Annotated in this window: 17 protein-coding genes; 2 read left to right on the top strand and 15 right to left on the bottom strand. The window is 31.1% G+C overall.

The genetic code is table 11. From position 1 onward, the window contains the following. Nucleotides 1-428: 428 nt before the first annotated feature. From IEV10_RS14185 to IEV10_RS14115, 15 genes are all read right to left on the bottom strand, one after another. Entirely contained in the window at nucleotides 429-1028 is a 600-nt protein-coding gene (locus IEV10_RS14185; RefSeq protein ID WP_188375401.1) for a hypothetical protein, read from the bottom strand. 6 nt (nucleotides 1029-1034) lie between these two features. After that, nucleotides 1035-1688, bottom strand: coding sequence for a hypothetical protein (locus IEV10_RS14180; RefSeq protein WP_188375400.1), 654 nt, complete (start codon nucleotides 1686-1688; stop codon nucleotides 1035-1037). 16 nt (nucleotides 1689-1704) lie between these two features. Beyond that, a complete protein-coding gene (locus IEV10_RS14175; protein ID WP_188375399.1) occupies nucleotides 1705-3387 on the bottom strand; it encodes a hypothetical protein in 1683 nt (560 codons plus the stop codon). Between the two features lie 20 nt (nucleotides 3388-3407). After that, nucleotides 3408-3980, bottom strand: a complete 573-nt coding sequence (locus IEV10_RS14170; RefSeq protein WP_188375398.1) for a hypothetical protein — start codon at nucleotides 3978-3980, stop codon at nucleotides 3408-3410. Between the two features lie 365 nt (nucleotides 3981-4345). Beyond that, nucleotides 4346-5008, bottom strand: coding sequence for a hypothetical protein (locus IEV10_RS14165; RefSeq protein ID WP_188375397.1), 663 nt, complete (start codon nucleotides 5006-5008; stop codon nucleotides 4346-4348). Nucleotides 5009-5115: 107 nt separating this feature from the next. Continuing rightward, nucleotides 5116-5253 carry a hypothetical protein gene (locus IEV10_RS14160; RefSeq protein ID WP_188375396.1) on the bottom strand — a complete coding sequence of 46 codons (138 nt, stop codon included), beginning with the start codon at nucleotides 5251-5253 and terminating at the stop codon, nucleotides 5116-5118. Between the two features lie 203 nt (nucleotides 5254-5456). Beyond that, a complete protein-coding gene (locus IEV10_RS14155) occupies nucleotides 5457-5837 on the bottom strand; it encodes a hypothetical protein (protein WP_188375395.1) in 381 nt (126 codons plus the stop codon). Further along, nucleotides 5827-6024 carry a hypothetical protein gene (locus IEV10_RS14150; RefSeq protein WP_188375394.1) on the bottom strand — a complete coding sequence of 66 codons (198 nt, stop codon included), beginning with the start codon at nucleotides 6022-6024 and terminating at the stop codon, nucleotides 5827-5829. Before IEV10_RS14150 ends, IEV10_RS14155 begins: the two co-directional genes overlap by 11 nt. Nucleotides 6025-6117: 93 nt before the next feature. Beyond that, a complete protein-coding gene (locus IEV10_RS14145) occupies nucleotides 6118-7308 on the bottom strand; it encodes an RHS repeat domain-containing protein (RefSeq protein WP_188375393.1) in 1191 nt (396 codons plus the stop codon). Between the two features lie 208 nt (nucleotides 7309-7516). Beyond that, nucleotides 7517-7963: a hypothetical protein gene (locus IEV10_RS14140; RefSeq protein WP_188375392.1), complete on the bottom strand. Its 447-nt coding sequence runs from the start codon at nucleotides 7961-7963 to the stop codon at nucleotides 7517-7519. 12 nt (nucleotides 7964-7975) lie between these two features. Further along, nucleotides 7976-8377, bottom strand: a complete 402-nt coding sequence (locus tag IEV10_RS14135) for a helix-turn-helix domain-containing protein (protein ID WP_188375391.1) — start codon at nucleotides 8375-8377, stop codon at nucleotides 7976-7978. Nucleotides 8378-8380: 3 nt separating this feature from the next. Next, on the bottom strand, nucleotides 8381-8917 hold the full coding sequence (locus tag IEV10_RS14130; RefSeq protein WP_188375390.1) for a hypothetical protein: 537 nt from the start codon (nucleotides 8915-8917) through the stop codon (nucleotides 8381-8383). Nucleotides 8918-9256: 339 nt separating this feature from the next. Further along, complete coding sequence (locus tag IEV10_RS14125; protein ID WP_188375389.1) at nucleotides 9257-10123, bottom strand: phage integrase N-terminal SAM-like domain-containing protein; 867 nt, start codon at nucleotides 10121-10123, stop codon at nucleotides 9257-9259. Next, nucleotides 10113-11021, bottom strand: a complete 909-nt coding sequence (locus IEV10_RS14120; protein ID WP_188375388.1) for a tyrosine-type recombinase/integrase — start codon at nucleotides 11019-11021, stop codon at nucleotides 10113-10115. The genes IEV10_RS14125 and IEV10_RS14120 overlap by 11 nt, the downstream gene beginning before the upstream one ends. Nucleotides 11022-11027: 6 nt before the next feature. Continuing rightward, nucleotides 11028-12671, bottom strand: coding sequence for a hypothetical protein (locus IEV10_RS14115; RefSeq protein ID WP_188375387.1), 1644 nt, complete (start codon nucleotides 12669-12671; stop codon nucleotides 11028-11030). A gap of 150 nt (nucleotides 12672-12821) precedes the next feature. On the opposite strand from IEV10_RS14115, the gene IEV10_RS14110 reads away from it, so the two are divergent. Together IEV10_RS14110 and IEV10_RS14105 are read left to right on the top strand one after the other, a co-directional pair. After that, nucleotides 12822-13214, top strand: coding sequence for a helix-turn-helix domain-containing protein (locus IEV10_RS14110; RefSeq protein ID WP_188375386.1), 393 nt, complete (start codon nucleotides 12822-12824; stop codon nucleotides 13212-13214). A 369-nt stretch (nucleotides 13215-13583) separates the two neighbouring features. After that, on the top strand, nucleotides 13584-16640 hold the full coding sequence (locus IEV10_RS14105; protein ID WP_188375385.1) for a toll/interleukin-1 receptor domain-containing protein: 3057 nt from the start codon (nucleotides 13584-13586) through the stop codon (nucleotides 16638-16640). Nucleotides 16641-16646 lie beyond the last annotated feature (6 nt).

Genomic DNA, 16646 nt, shown 5'->3' with positions numbered 1-16646 from the left:
TTTGACTATATCCAAAACTAAAACCAATTATTATAAAAACCCATAATTGTTTTCTTATAAATTCTAAAAATAAACTATTAATGTATCTCATGATTTTTGGATTAATGATAGAGAACTTAATAATGTTCTCATCGAATAAAACTTATAGTTGGTGTTTAATACTATGGTTCATAGCATCTCTATAAAATTAGTTTTCAGTAGAATAATGACATTGTGGATTTCCCTTAGTTATTTTGTGGATTTTCCTTTGTTATAAAAAACGCCCGTAGTTAATACGAGCGTTTCTATATCAATTCCCTTAAATGGGAAAGGTTATTTCAAAAGTGCTTTGGACGTAGCAGAGCGGTATTTAGATATGATAAATTTGAGCCCAATCTATTTAACATCAAATTCTTTTAAGGATAAGTTATTTTAAAAAAGTAGACATTTTAGGTCTGCGGTTTTTTCTTTTTAGAGACCTTAGATTGATTATTTTCTTTGTATAAAATAAATAGATTACAAAAGGAAATAATAAAGCAGGCTGCTATTGTATATGTTATCGCTAATAATAAGATTAAAATTATCCTATTTTTATTTATACTTTCTTTAGTCCAAACCCTTTCACTTTCTCCTTGAAAATGTTTCATGATATCTGTCCTACTAACAGGAAAGTTTCCATTATTTTCAATTTTGGTAAGTGGGTCATTAGCAATTCTGACATCACCAATAATAATATCTTTACCTTCGTAAGGTAATGTTGCAGTTTCTCTAAAATAGTAATAGAAAATTGTAGTTAAAGTCAGAAATAAAAAAAATATTACAGATAACTTTGACCAATACTTAGCTATTTTTTTTCTAAACGTGTGTAATATTAAAAAGCCCGCTATGATTGTGGCAAAAAATATTATAAACTTGATATAAAATTGAGATGTGTTTGGACTGTTGGTCCATGAAGGTAATGGGATAATAAATGTGCCTACTACTGTCGCTATCCATGTACTTAAAAGAGTAATTTCTTTCCAAGCATTTTTAAATTTTTCAACTATCATAACTGTTTAAAGTTCAAAATAAATGGTGTTCTGGTCTTCATTTGTGCTAGTAATCTCGATAAATCTTTCTTTACTTTTATTATTATCCTTTTCTACCCATATTATATAATAGCCTGGGGACAAATATCTTTCAGCATTATTAGTTGGGTTATTAAATCGTAATCGCTTAATATTAATATTTTCATCAGATGAGTACTTAATGTAAGCAAAATAACCACTAGACTTGGTGGTTTTGACTGTGACTTTTACTTTTTCATTTATACTGATACTAATTCCGTAATCTATAGACTGTAATTTAGCTTTATAGTCATACTTGATTGCTTCAAATAGTCTTAATGAGGCCTTTATATCTTCGAATGGATTGGATAACTCTTCTAATACTTTTTGCGAATTTTCAAGAGAAAGTAAATAATCCTCACTAATAACATTATCTGATTCTGAGTAATCCACTAAAATTTTAAATAAACGGTTGTGGGTTTCTTCTAACTCAACAAAAGAATTTCTGAGTTCAACACTATTGGTTTTATATATTGATTCTGCTAAGTAGGTCATTGTCTGTTGTGTTTTAAATGCAACCTCATAGAAATTATCTTTTACTACAGTTTGAGAAAAAGACCAGATTGGGATAATCATTAGGTAAATACATATATGCTTTCTCATTTTAATCATTATTAAGTTATGTTATTTCAATTTCTAATCTCCAAAAATATTCATTCGAATCCCTATATCTGAATTTATAAACAGCCACTTCAATATATAAATTATCTTTAATGTAAGTTATAACTCTTTCATCTTCATTAAAAATATCAACCTCTTTAGTGTATTTATTAAGAGCTAAATCAAATGCGTCAATAATTGTATTGAATTTATTTACAGCATTGCTTTTACTATTAAAGTCATCATATTCTATAACGAACGAGTCAGAATAGAGCTCAGTTTTTTTATGAAAAATATATTTCATTTTATTTTGAGTTCTATTATCGAAAACAACAGGAGAATTATAAGTGATTAATGGATGAGGGTTATTGGTCTCTCTATATTGTCCTGTTCCAACTGAAAGCTTCTTGGGCTTATATTTAAAGTCGCTTATTATACTTAATATTTTTCGACCTAATTTAAATTTTGAAATTGATTTGTCCTTTATTTTACCAAAGGATAGAAAATCAATTACTTCTTGACTAGTCTGTGTTGATGGTTTTTCATCAATAAAAGAACATGATATCCATGCACTATTAGTTTGAATAGAAGGGAAAACTATTCTAGGCATTTTTTCATTTGGAAGTGCAGTTAAATCAAAATCATCATTTTTCATCTTATCCCACCTTAATCGTCCTTTGATGTTTTTAATTTTTTTTGGATTAATAACAAACTTAAATATATCCGAATTTCTTTTAGAGTGGTATTTTTCAAGCTTTTTATCTTTTCTATCAACATGCGAAGTGTATATCTCCATTTCAACATATATAGGCTTTTCAGAAATATTAATATAATCAAAGTCATAATCCACAAAAGGATAATCAATTGTTGTATGCCATTTAATTCTTTGTTTTTTAGGGTCATTCATGAAAACAATGCTCTTAACGGCTTCAGTATCGACATTTATAATCTTTTTAGAGATTTTATAAGACCAATTAAAAATATTTTCTTTTAGATAATCATAATCATGTATCTCATATGCTTCTTTTAAACTCCTGTTAAATTTTTCTATATCATTTCTGGTATATAAATGAGGTTTGGATTTCGCAAATTGTTTCAAATATTGAATCATGCCAATATCCATACCCAATTTAAACCCCATCAAACGGTCATTTCTTGATGGGTGAGTTCCGATTGTATTTTCCTCTACACCAATCTCTAATATTAATTCAAATAAGGAATAAATGTCATCAATATTAAAGTCTTCACCGCCTGCTCCTATTAAGCTAAAATTATTCTCCGCAATATTATCAAGAATCAATAAGTACCCAAAGCAATAACCTGATAGTATATCTGCTTGCTCTTCAAGTAACATTCTTAGTATAGGAGTGTCCTGTAGTTCAATTTTACCTTTATACCAATTAAATTGAAATTGATGAGCTAACTCGTGAGCTAGTAAGATGCGGACTAAATATTCCCTACTTTGATAACTCAGATTAGCAGCAAATTTTGAAAACTGTTCCTTACTAAAAATTATTTTTTGCTCCTCTCTTAAGGAAATCATTTTACCATAATCGGATATTTCTAAGTCAACATCGAAATTAGGTATTGATACGAGCTTTAGCTTCTCAAACTCTTCCTTTATAGTTGATTCAAGATTTTGAGAATAGGAAAAAGAAATGAGTAGAAAATATACTATAAATAAGGTAGTATTTTTTTTCATCTGTAATTTTATTGGAGAATTCATTCGTCAAGGGACCAACTATATACTAATGAAGCATCACCCGTAAAATCTTTCTCTCGGTCAATCTCATACTCGTCCTCAAATTCTTCTCCAAACCTTTCAAATGCACTCAAAAAACCAAAATCTCTATCGGGTATTTTCGATATAAGTTTTCCTATAAGTGGCACAGCCTTTTTTGCGACTTTTAACCAAGGTGTAGCAGTGGTTCCGACTATGTCTTCTACAATACCAAATGCATCCTTCCCGACACCTTTTTCAATATCTTTTAAGATTTCCCCAAAATCCCTTAAAGATTTTCTAGTGTGCCTTAAGTACACATGTACATTAAGCTCTCTATCCTTTGGTAAATTTCTACTTAAAACAAATAGACCTTCAGACCCTTCTTGATCAGTGTCAAATTGATATGAGTTTTCGTGTCGCTTAGATAGTTTAAATGGTTTTTGCGGAATAGTGCTTACAATCCATTTGTCTTTTTCTGTAGGATGTTCCGCTAAAACAATAAAGTATAATTTCCATCTTTTTTTTGGTCTGTAAATTTTAATCTCATCGAATTCTAACCTTACTTTTGTCATAGTTTATTATTTAAAATATTAGTTTCTCCATATAATAATCATAAAGCACGATTTATATGCTTAACTTTTTAGTTAAAAAATAATGAAGGGGAGGTAGTAATTTAGAATAGCAATTTAAAGTTACAAAATCTTTTCAATTATATGAAATTCAGTTAATTATTATTATTCTGTATAATTATGACACTTTATGAGTTCAAAATATTAGATACCGATGATAAATAGCATTTTCTAATTGTTCTTTGATTTTTGGTTAGTGCAATTGCAACAAAAACGCCCGTAGTTATTACAAGCGTTTCAATATCAATTCCCTTATCTGGGACACGTTAGTTCAAAAGTGCTTTGGACTTAGAAGAGCATTACCTACATCACCCTACTAACTTATCTAATAATAAATGTCCTTTTAAGCCTTCTTTAAAAGGTCTTAAGTATATAAAATATAAGTAGTTATTTCGTTTTAAAATCATTAATTCATTATAACCATTAGAGTTAAATAGTTGTTTTTTTGTATTCAGATCAATTTCTCCGCTGTTATTATATTCAATAGACAAATTTTTATTCAAAATAAATGATAAATACAGTTTTTCATCTGTTTGTTCTATCAAAAAAGATTTATCGAAATTTTCAATGTATATATTTATATTATTTAAATCCCCTCTATCTTCAAATGAATACCCAAATCCATCAGTGAATATTGAGCCTGTGTAGACACGCCCTTTATCTTCATTTTTACGTTCATTTATTATACTTATTTTTGAAATAATATCGTTTTGAATAAAAGCTCTTTTAAAAACGATTATGCCAAAACTGTTGTTTTCATATAAATGAGATGATATAGTATTTAATTCTTTGTCAGAAATAGAAGAATAATGTTTAATCTCAAGACTATCTACAAATAAAGATTTATGGTCCTCAGGAACTTCATAATTTATTTTTTTATCTGTTAGGCTACCAAATAATTTGATTGCCTTGAAACAAAAGAATGCTAAAGTTAAAATTATGAATATTGTGATTAAAGATTTTCTTTTCATATTTCTCAAATCTTAATTTTAAAAACCTACAACTACTAGATTTACTATTTCCTTAAATGATACAGTTTATTTTAAAAGTACATTGGACTTAGCACCGCAGTTATTAATCAATCAAATAAATCCGATATATCGTCACTATCATTATCATTAGTTCTAAAGTAGGACAAGATATAAGCAATGATAATAGCAATAACGAAAATGAGGATTACTAATGGAAAAGTTAAATCAGATTCTGAAAGATTCATAAATAAACATAAGAATAAATAATACAGTAAAAGTATTTTTTTTTAGTGTAAGTTGATATATAGTTCTCTTCCTTCATGTCACTAAATTAAGTAAAAACAAAAACGCCCGTAGTTACGAGCGTTTCTATATTAATTCCCATTAAGGGATAGGTTATTTTAAAAGTGATTTGAACGTAGCAAGCCAGTTCAGTACACTATCAGATTTAGTTTTCAAATTTTATTAATTTCCTAATTGTTCGTAAGTTATTTTTATTATTATATATAGATTCATAAAAAGTATCACTAATAATGCTATCTATTTCAACTTTAAATTTTATAGAATCATATTTATTTTTTGGATTTATCATAATTTGATTATAGGTTCTCCAAGAAGTCCAATTGATACTATAAAATTGTTTAGGTATGTTCGAATTATTAAAAACTCTAATTTGAGAATTTGAGTCTCTAGTCAGTACATCAAAAGTTGAGTCACTTCTAATAAGTTTAAAATTCCCATGTCCTATATTCTTTTTTGAATCATTGGCACAACTTATAGCCAAAATAAAGAAGACAATTAATAAAGAACTACTCTTATTACCAATCATGATTATCTTCATTTATAAATTCTCCATCATTATAGAAACTTTTCAAATCTGTACCACAAAAAGGGCAATTATTGATAAATATATGCTTTACATTATTATCCAATCTATTTTTATAACCTTCGGTCATTATAAATAATAATTTGTTATTTTCAATTGGGAATCCTCTTCTTAAGGATTCATTATTCATTTCTTCACTAGGCTTAATTATTCTAATATTTAAGCCTAGTTCTGAATTCCCTGTTGAATAAAATTTAAATTTTTGACAACAATAATCTTTCATTTATTTACCTATTTTCATTAATGCTTCTATCAGATTTTTTCCAGAGAACATATACTCTGTATTTATAGCACCTGTTTGCCCATGCATACCAGTTTTCTGCGCTAAATTACCTAACATTTCTAATTTTTTGATAGCAAAGTCAGAAATTCTAAATGACATAACACTACCTCCATTTTTCACATATGTAGCAGCTACTTGCGAGTTATCTGTTAAAAACATTGTAGCAGCTCCTTTTTCGCTTCCTGTCGTCCCTCTATATAAAGTTCTTGCAGAATCTAAATCATCTAAAGGCTTAAGCATTTTAACAAAATCATCTACAGATGACCCTAAAACTTTACTGCTTCTACCGACATCATCTGAAAAAGAAAAATATTTTAATATACTAACAGAGGTATTAATTAAGAATAAATTTACGTCAACTACAGAAAAAATTGCTTCAGCTTTGTTATCGTATTTTCTTAAATCTTGTAATTCTCCATCTAAATAAAATAAAGTATGTCCGTCTTCATCACGCGACCTTGTTAATCTTTCACCATACCCCCAAGCATCTTCCCCAAGCATCGCTGCCGTATTTTCAGCTTGTGAATAGTAAGCTTTCCAATCTTCCTCCGTTTCACAACTTGGACATTCTTCTTCATCTGATGCTGTATATACTCTTACTCCAGCGGATTGACTAATCGTGTGCCAATTCCCGTCTGAGTCTTGAAGGCGAATGCCCTCAGAATCTGCACCACTCGGGTCTGCCCAAAATGCTGGATTATTATCAAAAGCTTGGTAAGGTGAATACTCAAAATGTGTAATAGGGTCTATTGCTGTCCAACGAGCAATTGCTGGGTCAAACTGTCTCATATCCATCTCTAAGACATTTAATCCAAGTTCTTCCGTTTCTTCAATACCATTGTACCCATACGGATGGTCGGTGCCATTCACCACATTATTATACCCTTTATGTTTTAAGCCAAAAGGATAGTAGTTGTTTTCTTCTTTGATTTCTGAGCTATTAACACTACCGTTATTGTTGGCGTCTGAGTAAGCTAGACGTATGTTCCCTAAATGGTCCTTGTATTGGTATACATAATCAAAGTTACTGCCATTAGGCTCTATATAACCTTCTGGGTGCGAGAAGAACTTAAGGGCACTGCCTTCGTAGATATAGTTGCCTGCATAGTATGTCGTGGTACCGTTACTCACTATCTTTTTTTGTTTAACACCAGTCGCATCATAAATGTACTGAATATTTCCACCATTTAAAGTCACTTGAGTTGGTAAATTTAAGTGATGTTAACTCCTAAGTAATTTATTTTCAGTATTTTAAAAGAACGTCTAAGATTTCAAATAAACAAAAAAAGCAACGATATTAAAAATCGTTGCTCGTTTAATTTATGTCTTAAATTTTATATCATTTCCTGTTAATTTCTTTAGGGTCAATGATAGGTAAAATATAGTCTTTCATAATTGTTCCTTGAAGCCTTGTCATTAACACTCCTCTTGAAGTTGAAAATGAAATAGCGGCGATAGCCATCATAAGGTTTCTCTCATTAATATTTACCTTATCATCTGTAGCTTCAAAATCTAAAATCAAGTCCAAGTTCTCCACATGGAATAAATAGACCAATACGAATTTAGCAATTGCCTCTTCTTGGTCAGCACTACTTTGTGTTTGAATATCAAAGCCTATTTCAGTTTTAACAATCTTCTTTTCTTTCGATATGAATGCATCAAAAGACAAATCAGTTGCATAACTATTGATAGACTCTGTATCAAATTCAAAGGGTGCGTTTATTTCTCCTTTGATAATTTTTAAATCCCTTATCTCTAATAAGGATGCATCGAACTTACCTGACATAATAGACCTCGTTTATGCTGAGATTTTCACTTCACCAGAATAGACTTTTTCCTCGTCTTCTAAAGATGTAATTTTCTTGTCTTGATTTCTATAAACAGTTACAGAAGTCTTGAAAGAATACTCTTTAGCATCTTTAGAAACGAAAGCCGTTGTGTAAGGTACATTTATGATATCAGATTCCAGTGCCGACTGCATTTTAGCAATCGACCTTAAGGTTAAATTGTGTTCACCTTTTAACCATTTGTTGACTTCTGAAGGTCTTTTATCTAACTTTTCAGCAAGATCCTTTTGAGACAAACCTTTCATTTCCAATAATTGGTTTATTCTTGTTACGATATCTGTGTATAATCTCACAAATATTTTTGTCTCTTTTGGAATTTCGTTTAAAACTTCTTGTAAAATCTTATTTCTCATTATTCAAATGTAAATGTTATTATCGTTTCCATCATATCCTACCACACATTTGTGCTGGATGTCAATCGTTCCATCGCTTATGGCATCATAAATACGTTGTGCGTAAGTGTTAGCTTGTCTGAAGTGAATGCTAACATTTGGGTCGTCTTCAGCTCTGCCAGTAGTGAGTTTTACCCCACCATTGAACAGCACGACTACTGAATCCGATAATCGTAGGCAGTAGAGCCTAACTTTATTATTGAAGATGTCGAAGTTAATTTCATTGGTATGTGCTTGTTGTTTCGTTTTCCAATCTTTCTTAGGAGGTAAAGCTTCTGCAACTCTTTCAAATCTATTAAACCAATCCTCATGAGCACCAGTCTGGTTTCCGATAATCTCAAAAGTGAATTCCATTAATTCATGAAATTGTTGCACATAATCACTTTGACGCATCCTAATCAAAAAATCTTCTGTCTCTGAAAACTCTGATTCCTCATCACTTCTTACCGTGTAGAAAGCGACTTTTTCTTCTTCATCAGAAAACTTTTCGAGGACAAACATATTAACTTTTAAGTGAATTCCAAAAAAAATTCACTTAAAAGTGAATCGCTTTTGAAAACTTTAACATCAAATAACCGTCACAAGATATTTAAATTTATGCCAATATACAATGTAAAAGAACGTATTATCCTAACATACTAATACTATGCCAAATTCATAATATTAGACGTGATTTATCTGGTTTCGTTACACTTTGATCGCTTTATACAAGGGCTTTCTTAGTAAACTCATAAATCAAATATAGCATTACAGTATGTTTTGCTAAACAGGCAAAAAACTGTTTTTAAAAGGTTTTTTAACCTTAATGACTTCAATATTTAAAAGACCACAGTAAACCTATTACCCTAAAGGATGAAAGGCATCCAATTGATTTTTAAGCCCTTCAAAATCATTTTCGAGATACTCTTCTGTATTGAGTATTTTACGATGCCCAGCTAAGTATTGTGCCTTTCTAAGCCCATGCTGTTTGATCCAATTGCCTATGACTGAAGCTCTAATCTGAGTTACACTTTCAAATTTAGGATGTAAAGATTTGAGCGTACTATTGATGTATTCAAACTGTTTCAAATGATTGGTAATAATCGTAGTCTCAGTACTAAAATGTTGTAACAAGACACCAATCTGAGACACATTTAATGGCAAAGTTCGCCCTGCTGACTTTAACGCACTTTTAATACGAACTGTACCTTTAGTAAAATCAAAATCCTGCTTTTCCAGTTTAATAATCTCTTTAGGCTTTAGACCTTGATAGACTACCAAACTAAAAGCAATATAGCGTCGCTGTAATAACCCTTTGTAATCAGCATCATAGGCCAAATGATTTTTAGTTGGTTTAAATAATCTCACATAATGTAAGTAATCTTCACAAAGCTGTTGCAGTTGTTCTTCATTAAACAAATAACGCAAGCGTTTTGGATGTGCACCTCGTATTTTAATCGAAAATGTAATATCAAAACAGCCATAGCTTAGATTTAGAAAAGCATGATAATGCCTTATGATGGTAAACACTTTGTAGATGACGCCATTAGAAGCATTACGTTGTTCTCTTACATATTTTAGATAGCTCAATAGGTGCTTTTTCTCAATAGCGTATATAGAAATACCTTTAGATTCTATAAAGGAGATATACTTATTTATCTCCCTTAGATAGCGATTTAAGGTTTGCGGTATCAAGTCTTTCTGTTGCAAGTAGTCTTTAAAGGTCATTTGCTATATGGGTATAAAGTTGTGTTGTATCCAAGGAGCTATGTCCAAGAAAACGGCGGATATATTCTATCTGCATACCATTTTGTAATAGATGAGTGGCGATGGAATGACGCAGTAAATGTGGATGTATATGCAGAGCTTTTATCTCATCATCATTACACGCCTCTTGTAGAATATGAATAGCATTCGCAATAAATCCATGTGAGAATGGAAATAACATAGTAGGACGCTTATGAAAATAACGACGATGGTTATATACAAAATCCATCAGATGCTTCCTCACAGAAGTACTCATAGGCACAAATCTGTCTTTGTAGCTTTTTGAACTGCGAATATGTAACACACTTTTATCAAAATCAATATCCAGTAATGATAGTCTTTCCACTTCACGTCGTCTCAGCCCGCACCCATAACAAAGATTAAGTATCATAAGTAGTACCGCTTGATAGGGTTGTCGTATTTGAAAACGTCTGTAGCCGTAAGTATGCCCAACAGCATCGTAAAGAAGTTTTACTTGGTCTTTGGTAAGAACTTTTATTTGAGTTGTTTTTACACTATTGACCCGATATTTTGGCGGTGTTGGTGCTGACACATTACCCATGTGGTGTAAGAATTCACAGAGCTTATCAATAGCATCAAAGGTGCGATTTAAATGGGAGCTTGATAGTGAGCGGTGTGTTCGTCTAAGGTTTGGGCGTTTTTGTAAGTATTCAAAATAGTCATAGCAATACTGAGCATTAAGCTGACCGATATGACTGATTTGTCGCTGTTGCAAATAGATAAAAAATTGTGTCAGATAACCTTGATAGTTGTAAACCGTAGAATCAGCAAATCCAAGTGTTTGAAGATACTGTTTGAATTCTTCTAAAATGGATTGATATGTGGCGTTTAGACTCATTATGACCTACGGTTTTTCTTTTACTGTCGTCCTACTGCCTTTCTTAGAGTTGGTGTGGGTTTGAGAGTTGGACAGCAGGGTTTTGTCCAACTGTCCAACTGGAGACGTGTCTGTCTTTTTAATGTTATTAAGTGTTGTTTTGAGGCTGGCTTGTATTTGAGAATCTACCTGGTCTTGATTGTCAAAATCAATAAGTCGGTAGCGGTAGCCCCCACGATGTTTATTTCCACCAATCACTTCAATGTAGTGGTAGAGCTTTAATTCCTGTAAGTAGCGGTTCAATGTTCGTGGATGAATAGTTTTTGCTTTTCTAATATCTAAAGCCGTAAACTGAGGTGTAGATTCTTCATTGGATGCGTCATGCATATCTTTTAGATATGTGCTAAGCCAATTGTAAAACTGGCGTGTTGCTTTATGAAGTTCATCTGCTTTTCTAAGTAAAGTGTTTTTAAGTAAATTAAATGCTAAAGCAATATCATCGGGATGTGTTATGACTACTGTTTCCCCAGTAGTCTTATCGACATAGCTTTCTCTTTGGTACTGATGAAAATAGGTAATAACCTCAATGAAATTTAATAGAAGCATCAATGATACTCTTGGATTGGAAATCGTATCAGGTAGTTTGATTAAAGTAGCATAGGGATTTACAACTGTAACATTATCCAATGCACTGATAAGACAACCCAGTTGGTGCTGTGCTTGTAAAATAGCTGTAGGTGCAATCTCTCCTGTAGCGATAAGTTGCTGATAATCCATAATCGCTAAATCCTGCTCACTACTGTTATTCAGGTGAAGCATTAAAAATGGGAGTCCTAAATGCTCATAGTTTTTATCTATTGATGCACAAGCCAGTAAGCATAATTTTCCCACCACTTTAAATGTGGTGGATTGTAGCATACCGTGTTTATCTTTGGTGGCTCGTGTATTAGTGAGTTGTCCTTGGGTTTGTAATGTTGCTAAGGGCTTGAGCATTTCTTGTGTCCATTCCAAATCCTCAATGATTAAAGCCTTATTTTGAATAGCATGACTGTCAAAATAATATAGTGCGTTACTTGAGATACGATTATGATAACTGTAAGACCCATAAGGCATACAATCTGATAGCTTTCTTAGAACATCACTTTTATCCCAAATAGACTTCGCCAAGCAGACTGCCGAAAATGGATGGCTGTACTTATGTGATGCCAACGTCATAAATAGAATACTGGCGTTTGTATCTTCTCCAATAATGCCTATGGTATGTAATCTATCTAAAACCTCATTGAGTAAGTTTTCAGAGCTTAGAAGTTGTAGTGCCTGCTCACGATCTTCATCACTTAGGCTCGGCTGGAGTTGTTCTTGAGAACCTTTATATTTTAATTGTTCTAAGCGGTATGTCTCCAATTCCAATACCATCGTATGTAGTGAACGAGATACTTGGTTCATAGGCAGTTCCCATTTATCGCAGAGCAATCGTGTAAGACGTTCAGTTTGGTTATCACTATACAAATCCAATGTGGTTCTGTAAAACGGATAATTTTCATAAGCAATTCGAAGCATACATATCATACGTTCTACCTGTGACATATCTACCCCTCCAAGTAGGTCGATACATAGCATATCGTCCTTGTAGGTTATAAAATTGGTATTATGTATAGTGAGGTGCTTCAAGGTGTATATGCTTTTACACAAAAATCATTTTCAAATATAAGCATAAAGCACAATAAAAAGCGTTTTTTTGAAAAATAATTTGTGTATTTTGATAATTTAAATAATTATAAATACATTTACAATCAATAAATTTTTAATAAATTGTGCATTATGACACATTATCAAAACGTGCTCTCAGAAAACTTAAAGCGAATTCGAAAAGAAAAAAAGCTGTCTCAAGTTGTAGTATCAGAACGTTCGGGAGTTATTACATCCACCTATTCAAGAGTAGAGTCATGCTTAGTCTCTCCTAATTTATCAACCTTAGAGAAGTTAGCGGATGCTATGGGAGTGCCTATGGCTGATTTTTTTCGTGAAGCAGAAGATGTGGAACAAAGTGTTTTAGATAAATTAGAGAAAATCGAGACACTGAGCGAGTACAATCAAAATGTTGTCACGATACTGTTAGATTCTATTATTGAAAAAGACCGTGTAGAGAAATTACAAGAAACTAAGATGAAAAGTAGGCTTGAAGAGTTGAGTGCTATTCGCAATAATAAATAGATTCAATTGCTTAGTAAGATAAATTTTAAGAATAATTTAATCTAAAACGAGTAATTTAAACGTAACTTAAGAGACAACTACTACAAGACTATACTTAATTTATATATATGCTAATATACTTTTTAAATAAGTTATTTATTGAAGCCTAGTAAAGGAGTTTTACCAAAGACAGATACTCGGATATAAAAGCACAATTAGTTTTACAATTCGAAAAGTCTAAGCTTGCTGGGCTTCAATTTTATGTCACTTTTATGTGGCTTTTTTTCTACAATAAAGATTTTTTTAGGGTTTTAATTTAAAAATTTGTAGCTTTCAAAATATACCCCCCACAGGATTGATTAAATAGCCAATCAATTAATTTTAATTTTTATGAGTAAATTTTATTGGAACATCGATGCCAATAACATCGATATAGGGGATATTGATGTTAAGTATTTAGACAAATACATTCTTGTCACTAAAGAGATTAAGGAATTTTTAGATAACTCAAGTGATAATAAAAAACTCTTTTTAGTAGCACCTAAAGGATTAGGTAAAACTTTAGTCTTAAAAGCTAAAAGTCAATTGTATAGAGAAAAATCTGGGTATAAATTTATTCCTGATGATAAATTGACTGAAAAGTTGTCTAAAGTAGGTTTTTCTATTACCAAAGAGGATCTCAATAAGTTCAAATCTCGAGAGCAATGGGATAAAATATGGGAATTTTGTATTCTGTGTTTAATCCTAAGAAGATTTAAAATTGGACTCCCTGAAGAGATAAACTCTTACATAGGAAATGCTGGTGAGCTTGGGGAGATTTTAACTGCTGTTTTGCAAAACAGAGGTGCTATCGATAAAATTTATAAATATGTTAATACAGATTTAAGACCTAAAGTAAGAAATCTACCAGATGAAGGCATAAATCAAATAGCTATTTTTATTGATAATATAGATGAGGGCTTTGAACAACATACAGGAGAGTCCTTAAGAATACCTGATTTAAAATCATCTGTATTGTCGCATAAGGTTTGGATAAATGCACAGATCAGTATTGTCCAAATTGCCAGAAACTTATGTAACAGCTTTCAGCATTTGAAAATATTTGTTTCTATTAGAAGTGAAGCTTATGTAAACAATAAAGATGCTACAAGATTACAATTAGACGACTATTCTACATTTTTAAATTACTCAAAAAGTGATTTAAAAAAAATATTCTTACTAAACATAAACGCCACTCCTCCAGAGCGATTATGTAAATCGGATATCCAGTTCAATAGGCTTACTGGATTTGGAATGATTGAACATAGTTTTATTGAAGACGTTAATGGAGATAGAAAACAAGAAGATCTATTTTCTTTCATTTACAGGCATACTTATGGCAGGCCAAGAGAGATTGTTGAGATGGGAACTAAAATACTCAAATTAGAGCCTGATGAAAGAACGCCTGCAAATGTTCACAGAGTAGTTAATGAAGTTGGGCACCGACTTTTTACCTACTTAAAAAATGAAATAGTTCCTTATTTTGAAGAAGATGTTTTTTGGGAACTGTGTAAACTGAGTAAAAAGAATGTTATAACATTTGAAGACGCTACTAAGATATACAATAAGATAAAGTCAGATTATTCATTTGATAACGTATTTTCTTACTTCTATAGGCTTGGTTTGATTGGTTATGTAGATTTGAATCATCAGAGTGTAATGACTCAAAAATTTCTTCCAGTTGGTCAGTATAGTCTCTCCGCAGCTCCAATACCCGAGTATAAATATTTTTTAATTCATGCCACATTGAATGAAGAGATGAAAAAATTTCATCAGAATGATTTTTATGACTCTTATAATATCATAGGTGATGGATATCCTTTTATTGTAAATGATAAAAGCTCAAGGTGCAAACATGTACATATAGGTTTGAATAGAGATTGTGTTACTCTGTTAATTCCTGAGTTATACAAACATAAATTTTTAGGAATTATACAGACACCTAAACAAGAATGGAGTGATTTTAATGATGTCGATAAGGTTGTTTTTGAGTACAGTAGCGGAGAAACTTTAAAGTTAGATATATACAGAGATAATCAATCGGTACCCAAAAAAGAAAAAGTACTAAAAGAGTATTTTGAAAATTCTAATTCTGTTTTATTCTATACTGAAGATAAAGAGGTTATTAATAAAGTAATTATGTACTCTGAAGTATTGAGTTTTGGTTATTACCCTCAAAATATCTTTGATAACTATACTTCAAAAAATGATTTAACAGATAAATTGGTCTATTATTCTAAACGATTTATTTCAAAATCTGAATTGGCAAAAATTTCAAAAAATTTATCAATGCCAACATCTAAATGTATGCCCACTTTAACCGATAGATTTTTACTAAGCCCAATAGAAAATCTCAAGTCAAAAAATATTTTGAGACTTAAGCTTAATGTAGAGAACTATGGATTAATTATTGCTCCTACAGGGAAAAATGTAACACTCAAGCCTTCAAGGACAGTCATAAGAACCAAGTCTAATGACGAATATCAGTTTTACAGGCTAAGGCAAGATTATCTTGTAGAAGGGATTTATCAATTTTTTAAATACTCTAAGCAAAGCGGGAAAGAGTTATTTCATAAGGATGGTAATCCCAAAAAAATATTAGAACTCTTTATTAATATTCAAGCTCTGAGAGTGCTAAGGGCTCAATCTCCAAAGAGGAGATTGAGGTTTTTGGATAAAACAGAAAATAGATTATTTGAAGAATTAGTACAATTTGGAGAGAAATCATTATCAAGAGCTGTAGCTTTGGCTAAGCAATACAGATTTACAGGTACTGTAGCAATCCTTAAAACATTAAAGAGTAAGGGTGTAATTCCATCTAAATCCAATTTTTATTCAATTATTACTAATTCTAAATATTTAGATTCTTACGAAGAAATTATTAAACTGATTGATTTTCTTGATATACAGCCTTTGAGAAAAAAATATAAATCTGTTTTTATTTCTTACAGTTTTAAGGATAGTTCTTTTGCTATGCTACTTTATTCATTCTTAAGATTAAATGGTATTGATGTTTTCTTATTTGAGATAGACGATCCTCATAAAAATTTAAAACGTGTTATGGCTGACGAAGTTGCCGAGAGAGATATGTTGGTGTTTATAGCTTCAAAAAATTCATTGAGAAGCGAAGCATGCCAATTTGAATTATCAAATTGCAGAGCCAAATACGATAAAACCTGGGAAAAAAGTATTATTCCAGTCAGAATAGATGATTATATTTTAAAATTAAAAAAGCATTCTATACCCCAAAAGAATAGAAAAGAGTATTGGAGTAATATTAAAATGATAAAAGATAATAATATAACAGACTATAGTGAATTCATAGAAACTATAGATTATCAATTATTTCAAAATGATAAAGTCAAAAAATTAATAAATGACAATTTAATTATAGACACATTAAAATAGTCAAAA

It is taken from the genome of Winogradskyella haliclonae (assembly GCF_014635865.1).
In the GTDB taxonomy this organism is placed as follows: Bacteria; Bacteroidota; Bacteroidia; order Flavobacteriales; family Flavobacteriaceae; genus Winogradskyella; species Winogradskyella haliclonae.
This window is presented reverse-complemented; position numbering and strand designations above follow the sequence as displayed.

Coding starts and splice junctions, on each gene's coding strand:
- IEV10_RS14185 (WP_188375401.1), bottom strand. CDS start 1,028: ATGATAGTTGAAAAATTTAAAAATGCTTGGAAAGAAATTACTCTTTTA.
- IEV10_RS14180 (WP_188375400.1), bottom strand. CDS start 1,688: ATGAGAAAGCATATATGTATTTACCTAATGATTATCCCAATCTGGTCT.
- IEV10_RS14175 (WP_188375399.1), bottom strand. CDS start 3,387: ATGAAAAAAAATACTACCTTATTTATAGTATATTTTCTACTCATTTCT.
- IEV10_RS14170 (WP_188375398.1), bottom strand. CDS start 3,980: ATGACAAAAGTAAGGTTAGAATTCGATGAGATTAAAATTTACAGACCA.
- IEV10_RS14165 (WP_188375397.1), bottom strand. CDS start 5,008: ATGAAAAGAAAATCTTTAATCACAATATTCATAATTTTAACTTTAGCA.
- IEV10_RS14160 (WP_188375396.1), bottom strand. CDS start 5,253: ATGAATCTTTCAGAATCTGATTTAACTTTTCCATTAGTAATCCTCATT.
- IEV10_RS14155 (WP_188375395.1), bottom strand. CDS start 5,837: ATGATTGGTAATAAGAGTAGTTCTTTATTAATTGTCTTCTTTATTTTG.
- IEV10_RS14150 (WP_188375394.1), bottom strand. CDS start 6,024: ATGAATAATGAATCCTTAAGAAGAGGATTCCCAATTGAAAATAACAAA.
- IEV10_RS14140 (WP_188375392.1), bottom strand. CDS start 7,963: ATGTCAGGTAAGTTCGATGCATCCTTATTAGAGATAAGGGATTTAAAA.
- IEV10_RS14135 (WP_188375391.1), bottom strand. CDS start 8,377: ATGAGAAATAAGATTTTACAAGAAGTTTTAAACGAAATTCCAAAAGAG.
- IEV10_RS14130 (WP_188375390.1), bottom strand. CDS start 8,917: ATGTTTGTCCTCGAAAAGTTTTCTGATGAAGAAGAAAAAGTCGCTTTC.
- IEV10_RS14125 (WP_188375389.1), bottom strand. CDS start 10,123: ATGACCTTTAAAGACTACTTGCAACAGAAAGACTTGATACCGCAAACC.
- IEV10_RS14120 (WP_188375388.1), bottom strand. CDS start 11,021: ATGAGTCTAAACGCCACATATCAATCCATTTTAGAAGAATTCAAACAG.
- IEV10_RS14110 (WP_188375386.1), top strand. CDS start 12,822: ATGACACATTATCAAAACGTGCTCTCAGAAAACTTAAAGCGAATTCGA.
- IEV10_RS14105 (WP_188375385.1), top strand. CDS start 13,584: ATGAGTAAATTTTATTGGAACATCGATGCCAATAACATCGATATAGGG.